Below are 24511 nucleotides of genomic sequence, written 5' to 3'. Positions count from 1 at the left end.
ACATCCGCCGCACGAGCGGCGCGGCCCTCGAGCAGATCCTCATCGACAACATCTACGAGGGCCTCGTCACCCGCACTCAGGACAACCAGATCGTCGAACGTCTGGCCTCCTCCTACGACGTCTCCGCCGATGGCCTCACCTACACGTTCACGCTGAACGACAGCATCACCTTCCACAACGGCGATGCTCTGACCTCCGCCGATGTCGTGGCATCCTTCGAAGCCGTGCGCACGGATGAAGCTCTCCAGGGCAACACGGAGTTCGGGAACGTGGCATCCATCACCGCTCCCGACGAGAGCACCGTCGTCATCACCCTGACGAACCCCGACCAGAACTTCCTGTTCACCCTCACCGGTCCCGCCGGACTGGTGTTCCGCGACGGCGACGCCACAGATCTCCAGACGGCTGAGAACGGCACCGGCCCCTTCACCCTGCAGCGCTGGAGCAAGGGAAGCCGGATCGCCTTCGACCGCTTCGACGACTATTGGGGCGAGACCGCCGGCGTCGCGGAGGTGGTGTTCGAGTACATCCCGGACTTCACCGCTGGTGTCAACGCCGCCCTCGACGGGAGCCTCGATGTGCTCACCGCCGTCGACCCGAACCTCGCGGGCGAGCTCGAGGGCTCCGGCGAATTCACCCTGACCCGTGGCCGCACGACCGACAAGGCGACGCTCGGCTTCAACAACGCCAAGGCCCCGCTCGACGACGTCCGCGTGCGCGAGGCGCTGCGCGCCGCCGTCGACCACGAGGGTCTGATCGAAGCGGTCGGCGCGGGAACCACTCTCTACGGGCCGATCCCCGAGCTGGACCCCGGCTATGAGGATCTCGCCGACGTCGTGACCTACGACCCCGATCACGCGATCGAGCTGCTCGCCGAGGCGGGATACGAGGACGGCCTCGAGCTGACTCTCACGATCCCGGTCTTCTACGGCACGACCGTGCCCCAGGTGCTCGTCTCGGACTACGCGAAGATCGGGGTCACTCTGCAGGTCGAGTCGGTGGAGTTCCCCACCTGGCTCGAGGACGTGTACACGAACAAGGACTACGACCTCAGCTACGTGCTCCACGTCGAACCGCGCGACTTCGGCAACTTCGCGAACCCGGACTACTACTTCGGCTACGACAACGCCGAGGTGCAGCGCCTGTACGCCGAGGCACTCACAGAGATCGACCCGGATGCCTCCGCCGGGCTTCTCGCGCAGGCCGCGCGCCTCGTCTCCGAGGACCACGCGGTGGACTGGCTGTACACGGGCGAGACCATCACGGCCGTGCGTCCGATCGTCTCGGGCTTCCCCGAAGACTCGATCAACTCGCGCATCGACCTGGCCGCGGTCGCCGTCGCCGCTGAGTGACATCCGGTGATCCGCTACACGCTCACACGGGGAGTCCTGCTGATCGCGGGGCTCTTCGTGTCGAGCGTGCTCATCTTCCTCACCCTGCGCGTCTTCCCCGGTGATGTCGCACAGCTGATCGCCGGAACGCAGGCATCGCCGGCGACGGTCGAGGCGCTGAGGGAGTCGCTGGGGCTGAATCGTCCGCTCCTGGTGCAATACGGCGATTGGATCGGCGGCGTGCTGACCGGAGATCTCGGCACATCGCAGCTCAGCGGAGCATCCGTCGGTGAAGAGCTCGCCGAGAAGGCGCAGGTGACGGTTCCGCTGGGACTCATGGCGCTCGTCATCGCCCTGCTGATCGCCGTCCCCTTCGGCGTGCTCTCGGCTCTGCTGCGCGGTCGTTCCGGGGGCACTGCCATCAGCGTCACGGCGCAGGCCTTCGCCGCCGTCCCCGTCATCTGGGCGGGCATGATGCTCATCGTCGTCTTCGCCGTCTGGTTGGGCTGGCTTCCCGCGCAGGGCTTCCCCCGCGCCGGGTGGGACCAGCCCGCGCAGGCGTTCCGCGCCCTGCTCCTGCCCGCGCTGACCATCGGCATCGTCGAGGGCGCCATGCTGCTGCGCTTCGTGCGCAGCGCCACCCTGCAGGCGCGCGGGCAGGACTTCGTCCGCACCGCGGCGGCGAAGGGCCTGAGCCGCAACCGCGCGCTCATCCAGCACGGTATCCCGGCGGTCGGCCTCTCGATCGTCACGGTTCTCGGCCTGCAGGTGGCGGGCATCATCGTCGGCTCGGTCATCATCGAGCAGCTCTTCACTCTTCCGGGAATCGGGCGGATGCTCGTGGCGGATGTCGGAACGCGCGACCTCGTCAAGGTGCAGAGCGAACTGCTGGTCCTCACCGGTTTCGTGCTCGTGATCGGCTTCCTCGTCGACCTCGCGCACCACTTCATCGATCCGCGACAGAGGGAGAGCGCATGATGCCCCGCTGGCTGCGCGCGCTGTGCCGCAGCGCCACCGGACGATTCGGCGTGATCGTCGTGATCGTGATCGCGCTCACCGCGCTCGTCTCCGTGTTCTGGACCCCTTTCAACCCGCTGTCGACGGATGTCCGAAACCGCTGGGCGTCCCCCAGCTGGCCGCATCTGCTCGGCACCGACGGCACCGGGCGCGACATCCTCAGCCTCATCATGGCGGGGGCGCGCACGACCGTCTTCGTCAGCGTCGGCGCGGGCATCGTCGCAACGGTTCTCGGCATCGCCCTCGCCGCCCTCGGCGCGCTGACCTTCCGATGGATGCGCGAGACCGTCGCGGTTCTCGTCGACATCCTCATCGCCTTCCCCGTGCTGATCATCGCGATGATGATCTCCTCGGTCTGGGGCGGTTCGCTCTGGGTCGTGATCTGGGCGGTCGGCATCGGCTTCGGCGTCAACATCGCACGCGTCACGCGCCCCGAACTGCGCCGCGTCCAGCAGAGCGACTTCGTCGTCGCCGGGCGTGCAGCAGGACTCACGGCCGGACAGAATCTCGTCCGCCACCTGCTCCCCAACGTCGCCCCCGTGTTCATCGTGCAGCTGTCCTGGTCGATGGCGGTCGCCGTGCTGGCCGAGGCGGGCCTGTCGTACCTCGGTTTCGGGGCGAGTGTCGTCGAGCCGAGCTGGGGCATCCTGCTCGCCGATCTCCAGCGGTACATCGGCATCCACCCGCTCTCCGTTCTCTGGCCGGGGCTCGCTATCACGATCACCGTCCTCGCCCTGAATCTCCTCGGCGATGCGCTGCGCGAGGCGACGGATCCGACGCTGCAGCACCGATCGGCCGAAGTTCACACTCCGGCGGTGGTCGCATGAGTCTCATCGTTGAGGATCTCTCGATCGAGATCGGCGGCAGACGCGTCGTCGACGGCGTCTCCTTCGAAGTGCCCGACGGCGCCCGTCTCGGCATCATCGGCGAGTCCGGTTCCGGCAAGTCGCTGACCGCCCTCGCCATCCTCGGCCTCCTCCCCGACGGAGCGACGGCCTCCGGCAGCATCCGATGGAACGGCACTGAGCTTCTGGGCATGCCCGACCGACGGCTCGCCCGCTTCCGCGGCGATGACATCGGCATCGTCTTCCAAGAGCCGCGCACCGCGCTGAACCCCATCCGCACGGTCGGGCGCCAGATATCCGAGTCCATCCGCATCCACACCGCGGCGACGCGGCGCGAGGCCCGCGCCCGCGCCATCGAGGAGGCCCGGCGCGTGCACCTGCCGGAGCCCGAATCGACCGTGGCGAAGTATCCGCACCAGCTGTCGGGCGGTCAGCGCCAGCGCGTCGCTCTCGCAATGGCCCTCGCCTGCCGACCGCAGCTGCTCATCGCGGATGAGCCGACAACCGCTCTCGACGTCACGATCCAGGCGGAGGTGCTGCGCCTGCTCCTCTCGCTCGTCGAGGAGGAGGGAATGTCGCTGATGTTCATCACCCACGACCTCGCCGTCCTCGCCCAGGTCGCCACGCACGGCGTCGTTCTCGAGAACGGCCGCATCATGGAGAACGGGCCCGTCTCGACGCTTCTCAGCACCCCGTCCTCCCCCGTGACGCAGGCCCTGCTGCGGGATGCGACCGCAACGCTCTGGCGCCCGGGAAGGACAGACGCATGAGTCTCATCGAGGCGCGCGGCCTGAGCCGCGACTTCCCCCTCCCGCGCACGTCGCTGTTCGAACGCGGTCGCACGCAGACCGCCCTGCACCCGACGGATCTGGTGATCGAGGCCGGCGAGTCGATCGGCATCATCGGCGAATCCGGATCGGGCAAGTCGACTCTCGTGCGCCTGCTCCTGGGGCTCGACCGGGCGACCGCCGGCACCGTCACGATCGCGGGAAGACGCGTGGATGCTGCAGCATCCGCCCGCTCGTTGCACTGGTTGCGACGCCAGACCGGGCTCGTCTTCCAGGACCCGTACGCGTCGCTGGACCCTCGGATGACGGCCGGTCAGATCATCGCCGAACCGCTGTGGGCCCTGAACATCGCGGGCGACCGCCGCGCACGGGTGCGTGAGGTCCTCACCCAGGTGCATCTCGACGCCGATATGGCCGGCCGCTATCCGCACGAGTTCTCCGGCGGTCAGCGGCAGCGCCTCGCGATCGCCCGCGCCATCGTTCACCGGCCGCGGATCCTCGTCGGCGATGAACCCCTCTCGGCCCTCGACGTCACGGTGCGTGCGCAGATCCTCAAGCTGCTGCGCGAACTCCTCACCGCCGAGGACCTGACCCTGCTGCTCGTCTCCCACGACATCGGCGTGGTGCAGAACCTCAGCGACACGGTCGCAGTGATGAAGGATGGTCGCATCGTCGAGCGCGGCGCGACCGCGGATGTGCTCCTGGCCCCGCGGGAGGACTACACGCGTCAGCTCTTGGCCGCGATCCCGGTCATCGACGCGTCGAACGGCGACGCGGCACCGGCGTGAGCGACTTCTGCAGGTAGACGGTTCCCAGCGAACGCCCGAACTTGAATCCGACGCCGCCCATCCGTCCCACCTCGCGGAAGCCGGCCTTGCGGTGCAGGTGCAGGGATGCTTCGGCCCCGCTGTCGCTGATGACGGCGACGATCTCCCGGAGCCGAACCTGTTCGCAGGCGGTGATCAGTGCATCCAGCAGCGCCGTCCCGAGGCCCTTGCCCCCGGCGCCCGGCCCGAGATAGATCGAGTTCTCGGCCGTGTACCGGAACGCGCTCTTACTCGCCCAGGGTTGCACGAGCGCATAGCCGATCACCTGATTCGACGGTGTGACGGCTACGAGGAACGGGAGCCCGAGACGTGACAGCATCGCGAACTTCTCCCGCCAGGAGCGGTGCGTACTGTTCTTCTCATCGAAGGTCACGACCGAGTTGGTGACGTAATGGTTGTAGATCGCGCGGATGTCCGGCAGGTCCCGCGGCTGGGCCGTGCGGATCGTGTAGACGAACGAATCGGGCTCGGGGGCGGGTTCGCGCAGATGGCGCGGCAACCGGCGACGCTGGTCGCCCGGTTCGAACTGCATTCCGTCAGAATAATGCCGCGGGGACGAACCCCGGACCATCATCGCCACCGACATGCCAGTCGATCGGGGCGGCCCCCTGGGCGATGAGCATCTCGTCTGTGCGGGAGAACGGGCGCGACCCGAAGAAGCCGCGGCGCGCTGAGAGCGGCGAAGGATGCGCGGAGCTGATCGTCGGAGTGTCACCGAGGAGCGGTTGCACAGCTGCGGCGTCCTTGCCCCACAGAATCGCGACGAGCGGCTGGTCCCGCGCGGCGAGCGCGCGAATGGCCGCTTCGGTGACGTGCTCCCAGCCGCGGCCGCGGTGGGAACCGGCCGCGGCAGGACTCACCGTGAGGACCCGGTTCAGCAGCAGGACGCCCTGCTCGCTCCAGGCCGACAGGTCTCCATGGGGCGCGGGGCGGATGCCGACGTCGCTCTGGCGTTCGGCATAGATGTTCTGCAGGCTGCGTGGGAGCGGACGCACATCGCCCTCCGTCGCGAAGGCCAGCCCGATCGCATGCCCCGGCGTCGGATACGGGTCCTGCCCGATGATGAGCACGCGGGCCGTCGGCAGCGGTTGTTGAAAGACGCGCAGCACCCGATCGTGCCGGGGCAGATACTCTTCCGCCTCCAGCTGTTCGCCGAGATCGGCGAGGACGCCTGCTGCCGGGGCCAGGGCTTCGGCCCAGCTCGGATCGATCTGCGCGGTGCTGACGAGCCGCTCGAGCGACCAGTCGGGCATCAGTCCTCGTCGATGCCGCTGCGCACCTGCAGCTCGCCGCGGGCGAGCAGGTGCTGCGCGGACTGCGCGACCGGGCGCATCGTGATGAGGTCGAGGTTGACGTGCCCGGGCGTGCCCAGTGCGTAGCCGATGACGTCGGCGACATCCTCGGCGATGAGGGGCGCTGCAACACCGGCATAGACCGAATCGGCCGCGACAGCGTCGCCGCCGAGGCGGTTGAGGGTGAACTCCTCGGTGTGGACCATTCCGGGCGCCACCTCGACGACACGGATGGGTTCGCCGTTGAGCTCCTGACGCAGAGCCTTGATGATCATCGACTGCGCGGCCTTGGCGGCGTTGTACCCGCCGCCGCCGGGGTAGGCCACCTGCGAGGCCGTGGAGGTGACGACCGTGATGTCGGCGTGGCCATCGGATGCCGCGGCACGGCGCAGCTGCGGAAGCAGAGCGGCGATCAGACGCTGCGTCGACAGGACGTTCACGTCGTACATCCACTGCCAGTCGTCGATGCGGCCGTCTTCGACACGGTCGGTGCCGCGCGCGCCGCCGGCGATCTGCACGAGGGCGTGCACAGGCCCCGTGCGCTCCAGCTCTCCGACGAGGGCCGTGATCGCCTCCGGGTCGGTGAGATCGGCGGCGATCACCGATGCCCCGGTCTCCTCGGCGAGGCGCTGCAACCGGTCGGCGCGACGCGCGACGCCGACGACTTCCCACCCGCGGGCCCGGAGATCGCGAACGGTCGCCTCTCCGATTCCCGAACTCGCCCCTGTCACCACTGCACGACGTGTCACCATGCCTCCACCGTAGAGCCTTTTCGTCGAACCCTCCGCCGCGGGTGTTACGTCGCGTGTCCGCGGCGTTGTCGGGCGCAGAACGGTTCCGTACGCTCTCATCAACGGCATCCGCCACCAGACCGCTAACGTTCCAGGGGGAACACATGTCCGCACCCGAGACCTGGCGCTTCGAGACCAAGCAGATCCACTCCGGCGCCGCACCCGACCCGGTGACGAAGGCCCGCGCCACACCGATCTACCAGACCACGTCCTACGTGTTCGACAACGCCGACCACGCCGCGAACCTGTTCGCACTGGCCGAGTTCGGCAACATCTACACCCGCATCCAGAACCCCACGCAGGATGTGCTCGAGCAGCGGCTCGCAGCCCTCGAAGGGGGCACCGGCGCCCTCGTCCTCTCCAGTGGCCAGGCGGCATCCACCTTCGCCGTGCTGAACATCGCACAGGCCGGCGACCACATCGTCTCCTCCAGCTCGATCTACGGCGGCACGTACAACCTCTTCAAGTACACGCTCGCCAAGCTCGGCATCGAGGTGACGTTCGTCGAGAACCAGGACGACCTCGAGGAGTGGCGCGCCGCTGTCCGCCCGAATACGAAGCTGTTCTTCGCCGAGACGATCGGCAACCCGCAGATCAACGTTCTCGACATCCGCGGCATCGCCGACGTCGCGCACGCCGGCGGCGTCCCCCTCATCGTCGACAACACGATCGCGACGCCCTACCTGATCCGTCCGTTCGAGCACGGCGCCGACATCGTCGTGCACTCCGTGACGAAGTTCCTCGGCGGCCACGGCACGACCATCGGCGGCGCGATCGTCGACGGCGGGACGTTCCCGTGGTCGGAGCACGCCGAGAAGTTCCCCGAGCTCACCCAGCCCGATCCCTCGTACCATGGCGCCGTCTACACCGCCGCGGTCGGCGACGCCCTCGCCTACATCATCAAGGCGCGCGTGCAGCTGCTGCGCGACCTCGGCTCGGCGATCTCGCCGCAGAGCGCCTGGAACCTCATCCAGGGCATCGAGACCCTGTCGCTGCGCATCGAGCGTCACGTTCAGAACGCGCAGCAGATCGCCCAGTGGCTCGAGACGCACTCCGACATCGCCTCCGTGAACTACTCGGGCCTGCCGTCCTCTCCCTGGTACGCGAAGGCCAAGCAGTACGCCCCGCAGGGCGTCGGAGCGGTCCTCTCCTTCGAGCTCAAGGGCGGTGTCGAGGCCGGACGCGAGTTCGTCAACAGCCTGTCGCTGTTCAGCCACCTCGCGAACATCGGTGATGTCCGCTCGCTCGTCATCCACCCGGCATCCACCACCCACTCGCAGCTCACCCCCGAGCAGCAGCTGACCGCCGGTGTCACACCGGGGCTCGTGCGACTGTCGGTGGGCCTGGAGAACATCGACGACCTCACGGCAGACCTCGAGCAGGCGCTCGCCGCAGCCCGCCGCGTCTCGGAGGCCGCACGCGCCTGAGCGTCGTCCTCGTCACGACGCACAAGCCCCTCCCGGTTCGGAACCGGGAGGGGCTTCGCGTAACCTGGCGCCCGGCTTCGCCGGAGCAGACCACAATAGAGACATGGATTGGCAGAGCACTTCCGAAGACACCGTGCCGTCGGCACCGGTGACCGAGGCCGATGCCCGCCTGCTGCGAGCGCGCCCCCCGGCGACCGGGGCCTGGCGCGACGGCGACCCGGCCGGTGACCGCGAGTTCGCAGCGCTCGGCGCCTTCCGCACCGAGAACGGCCAGCAGCTGCCCGGCATCCGCCTCGCCTATGAGAGCTGGGGTGAGCTCAACAGCGCCGGCGACAACGCGATCCTGATCCTCCACGCCCTCACCGGAGACAGCCATGTGCGCGGCGACGCCGGCCCCGGGCATCCGACCGCCGGCTGGTGGAACGACATCGTCGGCCCCGGGGCGGCGCTCGACACCGATCGCTGGTTCGTCATCGCCCCCAACATGCTCGGCGGATGCCAGGGATCGACGGGCCCGGCCAGCATCGCCCCGGACGGATACGAGTGGGCATCTCGATTCCCGTATGTCACGATCCGCGATCAGGTCGCCGCCCAGACGCTGCTCGCCGACCAGCTCGGCATCGAGCGATGGTCGGCCGTGATCGGCGGATCCATGGGCGGAATGCACGCACTCGAGTGGGCCATCACCCATCCCGAGCGCGTGGAGCGTCTCGCCGTGCTCTCCTCTCCCCCGGTCAACACCGCCGACCAGATCGCGCTCAACTCGGTTCAGCTCGAGGCGATCCGCATCGATCCCCGATTCCAGGGCGGCGAGTACTACGACCAGGAGGACGGCGATGGACCGCATCGAGGCCTGGCCCTCGCCCGCCGCATGGCGCTGCTGAACTACCGCAGCCCGATCGAGCTCAATCAGCGATTCCAGCGCTCCTGGCAGTCGGATGTGTCGCCCTTGGGCCAGGGCGGGCGCTTCGCGGTGGAGAGCTACCTCGACTTCCACGGAAACAAGTTCACCAGGCGCTTCGACGCGAACAGCTACATCACCGTCGTCGAGGCCATGAACTCCCACGACGTGGGCCGCGGCCGCGGCGGCGTCGAAGAGGCGCTGCAGGCGGTGACGGCGAAGACTCTCGTGCTCGGCATCGACTCCGACCGTCTCTTCCCCGTCGATGGGCAGCACCGCATCGCCCGCAGCATCCCGAACACCCTCGACGGCAACGACGCGGTCGTGCTCACGAGCGACTTCGGGCACGACGGGTTCCTCATCGAGACGGACGAGGTCGGCCGGCACCTGCGACGCCTGCTCGAGAGCTGATTCAGTCGCGCACGTAGCTCCACGGCAAGGATGCGGTCTCGAGGCGATGGCACCCCTCGCCGCCCTCCGGGTGACCGGCGTCACCGCCCCAGATGAAGACCCCGTCCCCGACCAGATGAGTGGCGTAGAGCTCGGGAACGTCCGCGCCCCCGAGCACGGTCTCGGCATCGGGCGCTCCGCTGAGCGCGTTCAACGTCACCCAGGTGGGCGGGAACAGCACGATCTCCCCCACCGCATGCGCGGCCAGCGCCGCTTCCGGCGAGAGCCAGCGCGCATCCGCCACCTCGTCCGCAGCGAGAACCTGCTCGCCGTCCGGGGCCGGGGCGAGGAAGAACCAGGTGCGCACGCGCTTGGACGCCTCGATCGGGGGCACCCAGCAGGAGATCGCCTGCAGCCCGTGCGGCCGCAATCCGACTTCCTCCTCGCACTCCCGGACCGCTGCGTTCGCAGCGATGCGGGCCTCATCGTCACCGGGCCGGGCATCGACCGGCTCGACCACACCGCCGGGGAAGACCCAGCCATTCGCGAACGAACCGCGATCCGGGCGACGGATCAGCAGCACCTCGATGCCGTCCGGCGCATCGCGCACCAGGACGACGGTTCCTCCGACGGGCATCATCGCGCTCATGAGCCCACCCTAGAGCGCGATGTCAGGCGAGTTCGGCGACGCGCCTGATGCTCTCGACCCGGTAGGCGATGAGGGCGATCACGAGTCCGCCGAGAGCAAGAGCCGCTCCGACCCAGGCGGGAGCGGTGAACCCCCAGCCGAGGGCGATCACGGCTCCGCCGAGGAGCGCACCCAGGCTGTTGCCGACGTTGAGCGCGGAGTGGTTCATGGCCGCGGCGATCGACTGGTTGTCACCGGCGACGTCCATCAGACGGGTCTGGATGGCGGGGCTGAGCACCGAGGAGACGAGCCCGACCAGGATCGCGAAGACTCCCAGCAGGATGATGTTCTGCGAAACCAGGGCCAGGGCGGCCAGTGCCACCGCGAGACCGCCCAGTCCCAGCAGCAGCGTCCGGCGCAGGTTGCGGTCGGAGGCGTAGCCGCCGAGCAGGTTCCCGGCCGTCATCCCGAGTCCGACGAGCACGAGCACGATCGGCACGGCCCAGGCCGGAGAGCCGGCGACCTCGGTCACGAGGGGTGCGATGTAGCTGTACACGGCGAAGAACCCGCCGAAGCCGATGGCCCCCATCCCCAGTGTCAGCCACACCTGGCCGACGCGGAAGACGCCGAGCTCGCTGCGCAGCGTGCGCCCGGGCTCCCCCGGGTGAGGCGGCACGAATCGCGCGATGCTGATCGCCGCGATCGCGAAAACGATGGTGACGATGAGGAAGGCGGTGCGCCAGCCCCACTCCTGGCCGAGATAGGTGCCCACGGGCACGCCGACGACGTTCGCGATCGTGAGGCCGGTGAGGATGAACGCGACGCCCTGGGCGCGGCGCCCCGGTCCGAGGACATCCGCCGCGACGAGCGCGCCGATGCCGAAGTAGGCGCCGTGCGGGAGACCCGCCAGGAGCCGCGAGACGCCGACCAGGCCGAATGTCGGCAGTACGACCGTGAGCGCGTTGAAGACCGTCAGCGCGATAGCAAGCCCGAGCATCACGTGATGCCGCGGGAAACGGGCGACGAGGCCCGCGATGGTCGGTGCGCCGATCACGACTCCGAGGGCGTAGAGCGAGACGAGGATGCCGGTGCGCGCGATCGCGTCCTCCGGCGCGCTCACGGACATCTCCGGGAGGAGGTCCTGCGCGATGTCGGGCAGGAGGCCCATGATGACGAATTCGGTCATGCCGATTCCGAAGGAGCCGATGGCGAGAGAGAGGAGCGCCATCATCGCCGCACCCCTCGAAAGAGTCGAGGAGTGGTTCACCCCTCCATGCTACTGGTCATCGGATGTTTCGATCGCCCGTTCGAGGCGCTCGAGCTTGCCGTCGATCTCCCCGGTGCGCCCCGGCCGGATATCGGCCTTCAACACGAGGGAGACGCGCGACCCGAAAGGCATGACCGCCTCGGTGGCCCGCTTGACGACATCCATCACGGTGTCCCAATCGGGCCCCTCGACCTCGGTGAACATGCTCGTCGTGCGGTGCGCGAGACCGGAGTCCCGGACGACCTTCACCGCAGCCGCGACGGCGTCGTGCACGGATCCATCGGTGTCGCCGGTGCCACTGGGTGCGACGGAGAATGCGATGAGCATGGGAGGCCTTTCGTCAGGGGGCGGTACGGATGTTGCCGGTCGGCACGCGCAGCAGGGCGCGCAGCGCGACGACGAGCAGGAGGATGAGCGTGAGGTTGCGGGCCGTCAGCACCAGCACCGGCAGGAGCTCCGCCTGCAACAGCGCATCGTAGGTGAGCGGGTAGACGAGGCAGGTCAGCGCGCACAGGAGCAGCACCAGAAGCGCGGGCGTCACGGAGCGCGCCCGATCGAACAGGATCCAGAGGATCACGGGGGCGATGAGCCAGGTCTGGAACTGCGGCGAGCCGACCTTGTTGGCCACGATCAGCGTCACCACGAGCGCGAGCGCGAGCGGCGGCATGAGCCGCGGGAACCGAGCTCCCCGCACCGCTTTCAGCGCGCCGAGCGCCGTCAGCGCCAGCACCATGACGACCATGATCGGCGTGAGAGCTGCTGATGCAGCATCCGCCCCGGGAGCGACGATCTGGAACGTCAGGATCTCGAAGCTGTACTCGATGGATGCTGCGCCGAAGAGCGCCGCCCACAGGAACCCGGTTGCGGCGACGGCTTCGACCTGCAGGCCGCGTCCGGTCTGCTCCGTGAGGAAGCCCAGCAGACGCCCCTCCGCACCGAGAAGCAGCAGCATGACGACGACTCCCGCGGTGACGGCCACCGCGGACAGCAGCATCCGCATACGCGTGCGGGCGGTGATGATCGCCGCGAGGACGAGCGCCCCCGGCCAGATCTTGATCCAGGCGCCGACCGTGAGCAGCGCCGTGGCCACGGCGGGCCGGCGCACCAGCCAGCATCCGCCGATGACCGCCAGCGGCACCGTGACGGCATCGATGCGGTACATCGCGATCGGCCCCAGCAGCAGGATCGCGACGGTCCAGAACCATCCCGCGGCACGGCGGGAGGCGGCACCGCCGCGGGCGAGGAGAACGGCGAAACCCAGCGCGTCGAGCAGCGTGACGAGGATGGCCCAGCCGATGAGATACGCCGCAGCGGGTCCGACCAGGCCGGTCAGCGGCCATGCGAACAGCTGGGTGAGCATCATCGGCGCGAGCGCCAGCTGCGGGTACACCCACGACTCGGTGACGCCGACGACCCCCTCACCGCTCAGCGCGGCGCGCGACCACGGTTCGTAGACGAGGTGGACATCGCCCATGGGCTGACTCGGATACACCCAGCCGAGCCATGCCACGAGCACATGCACGGTGAGGAAGGCCGCCCACAGGGCCAGGAGACGAAGTTTCACGGCAGCAGCTCCGCGATGGCATGAGGCAGAGCCGCAGCGACATCGAGGGCGACGATCGGATGCCCCGTCGCACCGTCCTGGGAGCCGGAGGCGATGCGCGCCGCGGCGCCGTGCAGCCACGCGCCCGTCGCCGCGACCTCGGCGGTGGCGGCATCCGGATTCGCGGCGAGAACTGCGCCGATCACCCCGGCGAGAACATCCCCCGTGCCGGCGGTCGCCAGCCATCCGGTGCCGGGGTCCAGGCCGATCACCCGCCCCTCGGGATCCGCCACGAGCGTGCGCGCCCCCTTCAGCAGCACGGTGCCGCCGAGGGCGCGGGCGGTCTCCGCCGCATCCGCCGCGCGGTCAGCGCCCGGCGCAGACAGCCCGAGCGCATGTCGCAGGCGCGCATGCTCGCCCGCATGGGGTGTCACGATTAGCGGCGCGGATGCACCGATCGCGAGGTCGATCGCTCCGGCGTCCACGACGATCGGAGTCCGACCGCCGAGGAGCCCGCGCAGCGCGTCCGATTCCGCGGAGCTGCGGGTGGCGGCATCCGTACCCGACCCGATCACCCAGCAATCGACGCGCGGCGATGACGAAGGATCCGTCGCCACGGTCTCCGGGCGGCGCGCAATCACCGCATCCGCGACGCGTCGGCCGCCGACGAAGCGCACATAGCCCGCTCCAGCGCGCCACGCCGCTTCCACCCCCAGCACGGCCGCCCCGGGGTAGGCGTCCGACCCGGTGCGGACTCCGACGACGCCGCGCGAGAACTTGTCGTCGTCGCCGGTCGGAACGCGCAGCAGCCGACGGCTGTCCGAAGCGGCCCACTCCTGCACGAATGTCATCGTCCCACGGTAGCGGTCCCCAACGCCCCGCACGACGACGGCCCGGCACCCCTTCCGGGTGTCGGGCCGTCGGTCATGCTCGCAGGAGGCGCGTCACTTGATCGTGACGATGACCGCTCCTTCTTCCTTGGTGTCGTGCAGCAGCTCACCGGCGTCATCGACCTGGATGAGGCCGACCTCCGCCTCGGACTCGTCACCGGGCACGTAGGCGAAGTTGGTCGCCTGGGCGAACGACTGGCCGGGCGCGACGAGGAACGGCGCGTCGAAGCCGACCTGCTTGCCGTCATCCGACAGGCCGAGGGCCTCGTAGCCGGCCGACGAGGTGAAGCTGGGCTGTCCGCCGAGGTACGCCCACGAGGTCGAGGCGATCTGCGGGCTTCCCAGGCTGATCGAAAGCGGGATCTCCTCGTCCGTCGTGTTCGTGAACACGAAGTTCACATACACGACCTCGCTGCCGGCGGGCAGGAGGTTCTCCTCGGTCTCGGCGTCGACCATCAGGCTGTTCTTGTCGGTCACGCCGGTTCCGACCTGATAGACGTCTACGTGCCAGCTGTCGGTGTCGATCGCACCGATCTTCTCGCCGACATCGAGCGAGCCCTCGCCCCACTCGGGCATGGCGCCGGCCTCGACGTCGGCCGTGTCCTCGGCGGTCTCTTCGGCCTCGGCGGTCTCCTCCACGACGGGCTGGGGAGCGGTCTCTTCGGCTTCTGAAGCCGAGCACGCGGTGAGTCCGAGCGCGAGCACAGCGGAGGCGGCGATCAACGCAGGGGTGCGGAAGGTGAATGTCACGGTGCAATCTCCGGTCTGAGCAGATCGTGTGTTCGATCCGCTCGAGAAAAAAGCATAGGTGCTCTCAGCGGTTACGCACGCACGCCCGCTCCTGCGCAGTCGGGATACGGTCGAGAGGTGAGTCTTCTCTTCTCTCCTCTGACCATCCGCTCGGTGACCATCCCGAACCGTCTGTGGGTCTCCCCCATGTGCATGTACAGCGCCGGCAGCGACGGCGTCGTCCAGTCCTGGCACAGCACCCACCTGTCGCAGTTCGCCGATGGCGGCGCGGGACTCATCGTCGCCGAGGCGACCGCGGTCGTCCCCGAAGGGCGCATCACCCCGCGCGATGCCGGCCTGTGGACGGACGAGCAGGCCGATGCCTGGACACCGGTCATCCGTTCGGTGCACGAGCGCGGCGGACTGATCGGTGTGCAGCTCGCCCATGCAGGGCGCAAGGCCTCGACGTGGTGGCCGTGGTCCGATGCGCAGGGTTCCGTTCCCGACGGCGACGGCGGCTGGCGCACCGTCGCCCCCTCGGCGATCGCCTTCGAGGGGCTGGCCGAGCCGAGGGCCATGGATGCCGCGGACATCCGCACGCTCGTCGAGGCGTTCCGCACGGCGACAGTGCGCGCGCTGCGCGCCGGCTTCGACATGATCGAGATCCACGGTGCGCACGGGTATCTGCTGCACGAGTTCCTCTCGCCGCTGTCGAATCAGCGCACGGACGACTACGGCGGGTCTCTCGAGAACCGGGCACGGCTGCTGCTGCAGATCGTGCGCGCGGTGCGCGAGACGGTCGGCGACGGCATTCCGGTCTTCGTGCGCATCTCCGCCACCGACCATGCCGAAGGCGGATTCACAACGGACGAAGCGACGATCGTCAGCACGTGGGCCCGCGAGCACGGAGCCGACCTCATCGATGTCTCCAGCGGCGGGCTCGTCGCGCACCAGCGCATCGATGTGCACCCCGGCTACCAGGTGCCCCTCGCGACCGCCGTCCGTCAGGGCGGGGCCGTTCCGGTGTCCGCCGTGGGCCTGATCACGGACGCGTCGCAGGCCGAACAGATCCTCGCCGATGGTTCCGCCGACGCGATCTTCCTCGGACGCGAATGGTTGCGCGACCCGCACTTCGGGCTGCGAGCAGCGCACAGGCTCGGCGCGGATGTGCGCTGGCCCGCGCAGTATCTGCGCGCCGTCTGGCGCTGATGGTGGTGCCCGGCCCTGCCGGGCCGGGCACCACCGGATGATTCAGCGGCCGCGCACGCGTCGCGTGGCGTCCTGCACCTCTCCGATCAGCTCCTCGAGGATGTCCTCCAGGAACAGCACCGCGGTCGTGTTTCCCTGCGCATCGCGCACCTTCGCCAGGTGCCGGCCGGCACGGCGCATGACCGCCAGCGCATCCTCGAGATCCGTGTCCTCCTGGACCGGAGCCATATGGTGGATGCGCTTGGCCGGGATCGGCGCCGCGGCCTTCGCCTCGGCGTCCTCACCCGCCGATGCCCGCAGAACATCCTTCAGGTGCACGTATCCCTGGGGCGCTCCTTCATCATCGACGATGACATACCGGGAGAACCCGTAGCGCGCCACCGCCCGCTCGATGTCATCCGGCGTCGACGACTGCGGAAGCGTGACGAGGTCGCCCAGCGCCACGGCCACATCCCGCGCCTTCTTGTCGGTGAACTCGACGGCCTTCGCGACCGCTCCCGAAGTGTCGGTGAGCACGCCCTCACGACGCGACTGGTCGACGATCGTCGCGACCTCATCGATCGTGAAGGTCGACGCGGCCTCGTTCTTCGGCTCCACGCGGAACAGGCGCAGCACGCCGTTCGCGATCGCATTGAGCACCCAGATCACCGGCATGAACACCTTCGACACCCACACCAGCGGCGGCGCGAGGATCAGCACGGCCCGGTCGGGAACCGAGAAGGCGAGGTTCTTCGGAACCATCTCGCCGAACACGACGTGCAGGTACGACACCAGCAGGAGGGCGATGATGAATGCAACCAGATCGACGACGCCCGGCGTCCAGCCGAAGGCCTCCATCGGCACCGCGAGGAGATGGTGCAGCGCAGGCTCGGAGACGTTCAGGATCAGCAGCGAGCAGATCGTGATGCCCAGCTGCGAGGTCGCCAGCATGAGAGTGGCGTGCTCCATCGCGTAAAGCGCGGTCTTCGCCGCACGGGATCCCTCTTCGGCACGCGGCTCGATCTGCGAGCGTCGCGCCGAGATGACGGCGAACTCCGCGCCCACGAAGAAGGCGTTCGCGACGAGGAGGATCACCAGCCAGACGATTCCAGCCCAGTCGTTCATCGCTGCACCTCCTCGTTCGCGGCGTCGACCGGCACCGGGGTGTACCGGATCCGGTCCACTCGGCGCCCGTCCATGCGGATCACCTGCAGCACGCCGGAATCCAGCGACACCTCATCGCCCGCCGACGGCACGCGTTCGAGGACGCTCATCATGTAGCCGCCCACCGTGTCGTACACCTCTCCGGCCGGAACCCGTACAGCGGTGCGATTCTGCAGCTCATCCGGACGCAGCTCGCCCGGGAACGTGATCGAATCCTGTCCGCGCACGACTCCGGCACGGCTGCGGTCGTGCTCGTCCGAGACCTCGCCGACGATCTCCTCCACGAGATCCTCCAGCGTGACGATTCCCGCCGTTCCGCCGTACTCATCGACGACGATCGCGAGCTGGTAGCCCTTCGCGCGCAGCTCGGAGATCAGCACATCGAGGTGCAGGGTCTCCGGCACGCGCAGCGGCTCGGTTGCCAGCGCACCGACCGGCACATCCGCACGCCGCTCGCGGGGGACGGAGACCGCCGCCTTCAGATGGACGACGCCCGTGATGTCGTCGAGATCCTCGTCGTAGACGGGGAAACGGCTCAGACCGGTTCGGCGGGCCAACTGGATGACGTCCTCCGCGGAGTCCCCCGCGGCGATCGCCTGCATGCTCGGCCGCGGCGTCATGACATCATCGGCCGACAACCGGGCGAATGTCAGACTGCGATCGAGCAGGCTCGCGGTATCCGCCTCGAGCACCCCGGCGCTGGCCGAACGGCGCACGAGGGAGGACAGCTCCTCGGCGGTGCGCGCCCCGGACAGCTCTTCCTTCGGCTCGATGCCCACCGAGCGCAGCACGCCGTTGGCGCTGCCGTTGAGCAGGATGATCGCCGGCTTGAACAGCGCTGTGAAACCCACCTGGAACGGCACGACGAGCTTCGCCGTCTGACGCGGCAGCGCGAGGGCGAAGTTCTTGGGCACCAGCTCGCCGAGGATCATCGACAGAACCGTCGCGATCACCATCGCGACGACGGTCGAGATCGGGGCGACGGCCGCCTCGGCGATCCCCCACGAGGTCAAGACGGGGCGCAGCAGGTTCGACAGCGCCGGCTCCATCGTGTAACCGGTCAGCAGGGTCGTCAGCGTGATTCCCAGCTGGGCGGATGACAGGTGCGTCGACGTGTGCCGCAGCGCGCCGATCGTGAGCGCCAGCCGTGATTCGCCGCGGGCCTGACGGGCTTCGAGTTCGGCACGATCCAGATTCACCAGTGCGAATTCGCTGGCGACGAACAGGCCGGTGCCGACTGTGAGGAGCAGCCCCACGCCCAACATGACGTAATCCATCATCGGCGGCCCTCCTCGGAGTGGCAGCGCGGGCAGTGGGGCGAGGTACTACTACTGGGAGGGTCGTCCATGGTGCTCCGATTCTACAGAAACACAACCGTGCACTGTTTGGTTTCTGCTGGGAGTCCGGGACTTCGGGACACGTTAGGCTATATGCAGGACGTGCGACCCGGGACCTTCCGCGGACGCACGCGGACAAAATTCAGCGATGAAAGAGGCGATATCGCGTGGCTAACCAGGTGGCCGGCGTCGGGGGTTCGGACGACGGAGATTTCGGAGCCAATTCGTGGCTCGTCGACGAGCTCTACGAGCAGTTCAAGGTCGACCGCAACGCGGTCGACAAGGAGTGGTGGCCGATCCTGGAGAGCTACAAGCCGGATGCCGCATCGACCGGCGCCGCAGCCGCTCCCACGACGAACACCGCCGGCACGGATCACCCGGTGACCGCACCGATCCCGGTGATCGGCTCGCAGCCCGTCGCGCGCACGACCGCGAAGCCCGCAGCCTCCGCCCCGATTCCGGCACAGGCGCCCAAGCCCGCCGCGAAGGCGAAGGAGGCCGAGCAGAAGGACGCCGTCGAAGACGTCGTGACGACGCTGCGCGGCCTGACCAAGACCCTGGCCGCGAACATGGATCAGTCCCTGACGATCCCCACGGCCACGAGCGTGCGCACGATCCCGGCGAAGCTGATGATCGACAACCGCATCGTCATCAACAACCACATGGCACGTTCCCGCGGCGGCAAGATCAGCTTCACCCACCTCATCGGCTGGGCCCTGATCCAGACGCTGAAGGAGTTCCCGAGCCAGAACGTCTCCTATGCGGAGATCGACGGCAAGCCCTCGGTCATCGCCCCGGCGCACGTCAACCTCGGCATCGCGATCGACCTCCCCAAGCCCGATGGCACGCGCGCGCTCATGGTGCCCAGCATCAAGCGCGCCGAGACGCTGTCGTTCAGCGAGTACCTCGCCGCGTACGAAGACCTCGTCACGCGCGCCCGCAACAATAAGCTGACCGCGGCCGACCACGCCGGCGCGACCGTCTCCCTAACGAACCCCGGCGGAATCGGCACGGTCCACTCGGTCCCTCGCCTGATGAAGGGGCAGGGCTGCATCATCGGCGCCGGTGCCCTCGAGTACCCCGCGGAGTTCCAGGGCGCGAGCGCGAAGACGCTCGCCGAACTGGCCATCGGCAAGACCATCACCCTCACGAGCACCTACGACCACCGCGTCATCCAGGGCGCGGGATCGGGCGAGTTCCTCAAGAAGGTCCACGAGCTGCTCATCGGCCAGCGCGGCTTCTACGACGACATCTTCGCGGCTCTGCGCATCCCCTACGCGCCCATCCGCTGGAACCCCGACATCGCGGTCGACCTCGCCGAGCGCGTCGACAAGCAGTCCCGCGTGCAGGAGCTCATCAACTCCTACCGTGTGCGCGGTCACCTCATGGCCGACATCGACCCGCTCGAGTACGTGCAGCGCTCGCACCCCGACCTGGAGATCGAGAGCCACGGCCTGACGTTCTGGGACCTCGACCGCGAATTCGTCACGGGCGGCTTCGGCGGCAAGCGCGTCATGAAGCTGCGCGACATCCTCGGCGTGCTGCGCGACTCGTACTGCCGCACGCTCGGCATCGAGTACATGCACATCCAGGACCCCGAGCAGCGCCGGTGGTTCCAGGACAAGATCGAGGTCAAGTACCAGAAGCCCGGCCACGCCGAGCAGCTGCGCGTGCTGCGCAAGCTCAACGAGGCCGAGGCGTTCGAAACCTTCCTGCAGACGAAGTTCGTCGGCCAGAAGCGCTTCTCCCTCGAGGGCGGCGAGTCGCTGATCCCGCTGCTGGACGAGATCCTCTCCGGCGCGGCCACGGCGGGCCTCGACGGCGCGGCGATCGGCATGGCCCACCGCGGCCGTCTGAACGTGCTCACCAACATCGCCGGCAAGACCTACGGACAGGTCTTCCGCGAGTTCGAGGGCATCCAGACCCCCGGCAACCAGCGCGGCTCCGGCGACGTCAAGTACCACCTCGGCACCGAGGGCACCTTCGTCGGAGACGACAGCTCCGAGCTGCCCGTCTACCTTGCGGCGAACCCCTCGCACCTCGAGACCGTCGACGGCGTTCTCGAGGGCATCGTGCGCGCCAAGCAGGACCGCAAGCCCATCGGCACCTTCTCGTGGCTGCCCGTGCTCGTGCACGGCGACGCAGCATTCGCGGGCCAGGGCGTGGTCGTCGAGACCTTGCAGATGGCGCAGCTGCGCGGTTACCGCACCGGTGGCACGATCCACGTGGTCGTCAACAACCAGGTCGGATTCACCACGACCCCGACCGATGCCCGCACCTCGGTCTACGCGACGGATGTCGCCAAGACCACGCAGGCGCCGATCTTCCACGTGAACGGCGACGACCCCGAGTCCGTCATCCACGTCGCCCAGCTCGCCTTCGAGTACCGCGAGCGCTTCCACCGCGATGTCGTGATCGACCTCGTCTGCTACCGCCGCCGCGGACACAACGAGGGCGATGACCCGTCGATGACGCAGCCGCTGATGACCGACCTCATCCAGGCGAAGCGCTCGGTGCGCAAGCTCTACACCGAGGCCCTGGTGGGCCGCGGCGACATCACCGAAGAGGAGTACGAGGAGGCCAAGAACGACTTCCAGCAGCGCCTGGAGATCGCCTTCGCCGAGACGCACGCGGCCGAGACCGGTGCAACGCCGATCGCTCCCGAGCTCTCGCCGGTCGATGATGTCGTCGGCGAGCCCGAGGTCACCGGCATCTCCACCGAGGTCGTCAAGCTCATCGGCGAGGCCTTCGCCAACAAGCCCGAGGGCTTCACGGTGCACCCGAAGATCCAGCAGCTGCTCGACAAGCGCGTCGAGATGACGCGCTCGGGCAACATCGACTGGGGCTTCGGCGAGCTGCTCGCATTCGGCTCGCTGCTGACCGAGGGCACCCCGGTGCGTCTGGCGGGTCAGGACTCGCGTCGCGGTACCTTCGTGCAGCGCCACGCCGTCATGCACGACCGTGAGAACGGGCAGGAATGGCTGCCGCTGTCGAACCTCTCCGAGACGCAGGGCCGCTTCTTCGTCTACGACTCGCTGCTCAGCGAGTACGCCGCGATGGCGTACGAGTACGGCTACTCGGTCGAGGCGCCCGAGGCCCTCGTGCTGTGGGAAGCTCAGTTCGGCGACTTCGCCAACACCGCACAGGCCGTCATCGACGAGTACATCTCGTCGGCCGAGCAGAAGTGGGGTCAGCAGTCGGGCGTCGTCCTGCTGCTGCCGCACGGCTACGAGGGCCAGGGCCCCGACCACTCCTCCGCCCGCATCGAGCGATTCCTGCAGCTGTGCGCACAGGAGAACATGATCGTCGCGCGCCCGTCGACGCCGGCTTCGCACTTCCACCTGCTGCGTCGTCAGGCCTATGCCCGCCCGCGCAAGCCCCTGGTCGTGTTCACGCCGAAGGCGATGCTGCGTCTGCGCGGTGCGACCAGCCAGGTCGAGGACTTCACGAGCGGCCGCTTCGAGCCGGTTCTCGATGACGACCGCGCGATCGACCGCAATGCGGTCAAGCGCGTGCTGGTGCACTCGGGCAAGATCCACTGGGATCTGCGCAGCGAGCTCGACAAGAAGCCGAACGACGCGATCGCCCTGGTCCGCCTCGAGCAGCTGTACCCGACGCCGTTGGAGGCGCTGAAGGCGATCACCGACACGTACCCCAACGCCGAGCTGGTCTGGGTTCAGGACGAGCCCGAGAACCAGGGCGCCTGGCCGTTCCTGGCTCTGGAGTTCGCGAAGGTCCGCGAACGCGGCTTCCGCGTCATCTCCCGCGCCGCCTCGGCGTCGCCGGCGACCGGATCCTCCAAGGTGCACGCCGTCGAGCAGGCAGAGCTGCTCAAGCGCGCGCTGACGCTGGATTGACCATCGCCGCCCCACGCGTCACGGTCGTCGTGAACCCGACGGCGCGGGGTGGCACCGCCGGCCGCGCAGCCGTTCGAGCAATCGAACGTCTGCGCGGCCGCGGTGCGTCCGTGGCCATCGACGGCGGCAGATCGCTCGATGACACCCGTCGGGCACTTGCCGCGGCTCGTTCCGATCGCCCGGAGGCCGTCGTCGCCATCGGTGGCGACGGGACCCTCCGCCTCGCCGTCGAAGCGCTCCACGGCTCCGGTATCGCGCTGACCCTCATCCCCGTCGGCACCGGCAACGATTTCGCCGCATCGCTCGGGCTCCCCCGCGACCCGGAGGCCGCTGCCGATCTCGTCTTCGACGGCGACCTGCGCATGATCGATGTCGGCCGCGTCCGCCGCGATGACGGCTCAGTGTCGCTCTTCGGAACGATATTCGCGAGCGGGTTCGATTCGAAGGTCAACGAGCGGGCGAATCGGATGCGGCGGCTTCAGGGGCGAGCCCGGTACAACGCGGCGATCCTCATCGAATTCATCCGCCTCGCACCGGTCCCCTTCGCCCTGTCCTGGGTCGATGCCGACGGCGTCGCCGGTTCCTCCGAAGGCCGCCTGCTGCTAACGGCGATCGCGAATACGACGACCTACGGCGGCGGTGTTCCGATCGCCCCCGACGCCGATCCCGGCGATGGCCTGCTCGATCTGGTGTTCGTGCGGCCCGCTTCGCGGCTGCGTCTCGTGCGCATTCTCGCGCGGGCGTTCTCCGGCCGGCATCTGGCCTTTCCCGAGGTCCTCGTCCAGCGGGTGCGCGAGGTTCGCCTCAGCTCGCCCGGTCTCACCGGTTACGCCGACGGCGACCCCATGGGTCCGCTGCCGATGACGGTCGATCTCCTCCCCGGAGCCCTCGGCATCCGTGTTCCTCAGGCCGGGTGAGTCGGCCCGGGTGAGTCGGCCCGGGTGAGTCGGCCCGGGTGAGTCGGCCCGGGTGAGTCGGCCCGGACCGATCAGTACCAGATGCTGAGGACGGGAGCCTCGATGGCCCGGAACGCATCGTCGAGAGAAGCCGCGATCTCGAGCGGGGCGTCCAGACGGCCCGCGGCCCTCAGCTGCGTCGCCGTCACTCCTCCGGCGTAGATCGCGGACAGCGAGCCGATGTCGATGAGGCCGTCCGGCTCGGCATCAGGAGCGGGCTCCGCCGTCGCGACACCGTCCGACACCACGATCCGCCATGTTCCGGCCCCGAAGCCCAGGGGGTCGTTCACACGCAGGACGACGTCGAGGGGCGCGCGGTACGAACGCGCGGCCAGGGCCGCCGGAACATCGAGGATGCGGAGCCAGCCGTGGTCGTGCGCCGTGATCACGATGCCGCGTCGGTCGCGGACGAGCCACGGCAGCGGGTCGTCGAGCGGCCGCAGATCTGCGGTGATCTCGGTGACGAGATCGTGCTGGAGCGCAAAGCCCCAGAGTCCTCGGCGCGCCTCCGGCGTCGTCGCGATCAGATGGGTGATCGCCATGCGGTAGCGGAAAGCGCCCGGGATCTCCTCCAGCTTGTACGACATGACGCCGCGCATGACACCGGCCTCGTCGCGGAAGGCGATGCCGCGCACGGCCGACGCGGTGGGATCGCCGGGGTTGAGTCCGGCCTGTTGCTCCCAGCGGCGCTCCCACCCGGCGACCTGGCCGCTCCTGTGCCGCCGCACCGCCTGGTGGAGCACCGCCAGCTGCTGCTTCAACTCGTGCTTGTCGAGGTATTCGAGGCGTCCGAGGGGATCACCGCCGGCCCAGCCCGCACGGCGCGTATCGATGCGGAAGTGCGCGACCGGGATCGCCGAGGCGAAGCCGTATCGTCCGTAGATGGTGGCCTCGCTGACGGTGAGTCCGGCCATCGCGAAACCGGCCGATGCCGCAGCGCGCAGTTCTCCTTCGAGGAGGTTGCGCGCGATCCCCCGTCGCCGATGCGTTCCCGCGACCGTCACTGAGCTGATCGCCCACATCTCGATCTCACCACCGGGAACCGTCAGCGGCGTCTCCCAGGCGTTGACCGTGGCGACGGGGAAGTCGCCCTGCTGGGCGCCCTTCTCGAACACTCCGACGTTGCGCCGGTCGCGCAGATGCGGTCGATCGGCGATGATCTGCTCATCCGTCGGCTCCCGATCGAGGAAACCGCGCGCATCGGCGCGCAGGAACGCCTCGGTATCGGCATCCGAGGCCGTGTCGATGAGACGGTATGTCAGCTCCTGCTCGGCGAGGCGCTCGAAGCTGGTCGGGTCGACGGGAACATCACGTGCGTCGGTCATCGCCCCAGCCTAGAGGCG

At 68.7% G+C, this 24511-nt stretch carries 22 protein-coding genes; 10 read left to right on the top strand and 12 right to left on the bottom strand.

Going from position 1 to position 24511, the window contains the following annotated elements; all coding sequences use genetic code 11:
* The 5 genes from Q0Z66_RS03560 to Q0Z66_RS03540 form a co-directional block, all read left to right on the top strand.
* The coding region (locus Q0Z66_RS03560) for an ABC transporter substrate-binding protein (protein WP_298037833.1) at nt 1-1352 on the top strand (1352 nt) is incomplete at its 5' end.
* 6 nt (nt 1353-1358) lie between these two features.
* Entirely contained in the window at nt 1359-2309 is a 951-nt protein-coding gene (locus Q0Z66_RS03555) for an ABC transporter permease (RefSeq protein ID WP_298037831.1), read from the top strand.
* Nucleotides 2309-3175 (top strand): ABC transporter permease, encoded by an 867-nt coding sequence (locus Q0Z66_RS03550; RefSeq protein ID WP_298037843.1) that lies wholly within the window; start codon nt 2309-2311, stop codon nt 3173-3175. Before Q0Z66_RS03555 ends, Q0Z66_RS03550 begins: the two co-directional genes overlap by 1 nt.
* Nucleotides 3172-3963 carry an ABC transporter ATP-binding protein gene (locus tag Q0Z66_RS03545; RefSeq protein ID WP_298037828.1) on the top strand — a complete coding sequence of 264 codons (792 nt, stop codon included), beginning with the start codon at nt 3172-3174 and terminating at the stop codon, nt 3961-3963. Before Q0Z66_RS03550 ends, Q0Z66_RS03545 begins: the two co-directional genes overlap by 4 nt.
* Nucleotides 3960-4769, top strand: a complete 810-nt coding sequence (locus tag Q0Z66_RS03540; RefSeq protein ID WP_298037825.1) for an ABC transporter ATP-binding protein — start codon at nt 3960-3962, stop codon at nt 4767-4769. The genes Q0Z66_RS03545 and Q0Z66_RS03540 overlap by 4 nt, the downstream gene beginning before the upstream one ends.
* Here Q0Z66_RS03540 and Q0Z66_RS03535 read toward each other — a convergent pair.
* Genes Q0Z66_RS03535 through Q0Z66_RS03525 form a run of 3 tightly spaced genes read right to left on the bottom strand, consistent with a single transcriptional unit; the run spans nt 4732 to nt 6852 of the window.
* Complete coding sequence (locus Q0Z66_RS03535) at nt 4732-5340, bottom strand: GNAT family N-acetyltransferase (RefSeq protein ID WP_298037822.1); 609 nt, start codon at nt 5338-5340, stop codon at nt 4732-4734. The two genes, Q0Z66_RS03540 and Q0Z66_RS03535, sit on opposite strands and share 38 nt — an antisense overlap.
* A gap of 4 nt (nt 5341-5344) precedes the next feature.
* Entirely contained in the window at nt 5345-6061 is a 717-nt protein-coding gene (locus Q0Z66_RS03530; RefSeq protein WP_298037819.1) for a uracil-DNA glycosylase, read from the bottom strand.
* Entirely contained in the window at nt 6061-6852 is a 792-nt protein-coding gene (locus Q0Z66_RS03525; RefSeq protein ID WP_298037816.1) for an SDR family oxidoreductase, read from the bottom strand. The genes Q0Z66_RS03530 and Q0Z66_RS03525 overlap by 1 nt, the downstream gene beginning before the upstream one ends.
* Nucleotides 6853-6995: 143 nt before the next feature.
* Between Q0Z66_RS03525 and Q0Z66_RS03520 the strand changes: the two genes are divergently transcribed.
* Nucleotides 6996-8318 (top strand): bifunctional o-acetylhomoserine/o-acetylserine sulfhydrylase, encoded by a 1323-nt coding sequence (locus Q0Z66_RS03520; RefSeq protein ID WP_298037813.1) that lies wholly within the window; start codon nt 6996-6998, stop codon nt 8316-8318.
* Nucleotides 8319-8421: 103 nt separating this feature from the next.
* A complete protein-coding gene (locus Q0Z66_RS03515) occupies nt 8422-9630 on the top strand; it encodes a homoserine O-acetyltransferase (protein WP_298037811.1) in 1209 nt (402 codons plus the stop codon).
* 1 nt (nt 9631) lies between these two features.
* Here the strand turns inward: Q0Z66_RS03515 and Q0Z66_RS03510 are convergent, their stop codons facing one another.
* From Q0Z66_RS03510 to Q0Z66_RS03485, 6 genes are all read right to left on the bottom strand, one after another.
* Nucleotides 9632-10258 carry an NUDIX hydrolase gene (locus tag Q0Z66_RS03510; RefSeq protein ID WP_298037808.1) on the bottom strand — a complete coding sequence of 209 codons (627 nt, stop codon included), beginning with the start codon at nt 10256-10258 and terminating at the stop codon, nt 9632-9634.
* A 22-nt stretch (nt 10259-10280) separates the two neighbouring features.
* Entirely contained in the window at nt 10281-11468 is a 1188-nt protein-coding gene (locus Q0Z66_RS03505) for an MFS transporter (protein ID WP_298037842.1), read from the bottom strand.
* Nucleotides 11469-11513: 45 nt separating this feature from the next.
* Entirely contained in the window at nt 11514-11831 is a 318-nt protein-coding gene (locus Q0Z66_RS03500) for a thiamine-binding protein (RefSeq protein WP_298037807.1), read from the bottom strand.
* A 13-nt stretch (nt 11832-11844) separates the two neighbouring features.
* Nucleotides 11845-13068 (bottom strand): hypothetical protein, encoded by a 1224-nt coding sequence (locus tag Q0Z66_RS03495; RefSeq protein WP_298037805.1) that lies wholly within the window; start codon nt 13066-13068, stop codon nt 11845-11847.
* Nucleotides 13065-13898 carry an ADP/ATP-dependent (S)-NAD(P)H-hydrate dehydratase gene (locus tag Q0Z66_RS03490; protein WP_298037803.1) on the bottom strand — a complete coding sequence of 278 codons (834 nt, stop codon included), beginning with the start codon at nt 13896-13898 and terminating at the stop codon, nt 13065-13067. Before Q0Z66_RS03490 ends, Q0Z66_RS03495 begins: the two co-directional genes overlap by 4 nt.
* A gap of 93 nt (nt 13899-13991) precedes the next feature.
* Nucleotides 13992-14687: a hypothetical protein gene (locus tag Q0Z66_RS03485; RefSeq protein ID WP_298037800.1), complete on the bottom strand. Its 696-nt coding sequence runs from the start codon at nt 14685-14687 to the stop codon at nt 13992-13994.
* Nucleotides 14688-14804: 117 nt separating this feature from the next.
* Here Q0Z66_RS03485 and Q0Z66_RS03480 point away from each other — a divergent pair, with 117 nt between their 5' ends.
* A complete protein-coding gene (locus Q0Z66_RS03480) occupies nt 14805-15875 on the top strand; it encodes an NADH:flavin oxidoreductase/NADH oxidase (protein ID WP_298037798.1) in 1071 nt (356 codons plus the stop codon).
* Between the two features lie 42 nt (nt 15876-15917).
* Here the strand turns inward: Q0Z66_RS03480 and Q0Z66_RS03475 are convergent, their stop codons facing one another.
* Together Q0Z66_RS03475 and Q0Z66_RS03470 are read right to left on the bottom strand one after the other, a co-directional pair.
* A complete protein-coding gene (locus Q0Z66_RS03475) occupies nt 15918-16979 on the bottom strand; it encodes a hemolysin family protein (RefSeq protein ID WP_298037797.1) in 1062 nt (353 codons plus the stop codon).
* Nucleotides 16976-18295, bottom strand: a complete 1320-nt coding sequence (locus Q0Z66_RS03470; protein ID WP_298037839.1) for a hemolysin family protein — start codon at nt 18293-18295, stop codon at nt 16976-16978. Before Q0Z66_RS03470 ends, Q0Z66_RS03475 begins: the two co-directional genes overlap by 4 nt.
* 227 nt (nt 18296-18522) lie before the next feature.
* On the opposite strand from Q0Z66_RS03470, the gene Q0Z66_RS03465 reads away from it, so the two are divergent.
* Both Q0Z66_RS03465 and Q0Z66_RS03460 read left to right on the top strand, forming a co-directional pair.
* The gene (locus Q0Z66_RS03465) at nt 18523-22212 is read left to right on the top strand and encodes a multifunctional oxoglutarate decarboxylase/oxoglutarate dehydrogenase thiamine pyrophosphate-binding subunit/dihydrolipoyllysine-residue succinyltransferase subunit (RefSeq protein ID WP_298037794.1); all 3690 of its coding nucleotides are present in this window, start codon (nt 18523-18525) and stop codon (nt 22210-22212) included.
* Entirely contained in the window at nt 22209-23129 is a 921-nt protein-coding gene (locus Q0Z66_RS03460; RefSeq protein WP_298037792.1) for a diacylglycerol kinase family protein, read from the top strand. Before Q0Z66_RS03465 ends, Q0Z66_RS03460 begins: the two co-directional genes overlap by 4 nt.
* A 71-nt stretch (nt 23130-23200) precedes the next feature.
* Here Q0Z66_RS03460 and Q0Z66_RS03455 read toward each other — a convergent pair whose 3' ends face one another.
* The gene (locus Q0Z66_RS03455) at nt 23201-24493 is read right to left on the bottom strand and encodes a GNAT family N-acetyltransferase (RefSeq protein WP_298037791.1); all 1293 of its coding nucleotides are present in this window, start codon (nt 24491-24493) and stop codon (nt 23201-23203) included.
* Nucleotides 24494-24511 lie beyond the last annotated feature (18 nt).

It is taken from the genome of uncultured Microbacterium sp. (assembly GCF_947632095.1).
Classification (GTDB): Bacteria; Actinomycetota; Actinomycetes; order Actinomycetales; family Microbacteriaceae; genus Microbacterium.
The sequence above is the reverse complement of the archived record's forward strand: the minus strand, read 5'-3'. Positions and strand labels throughout refer to the sequence as shown.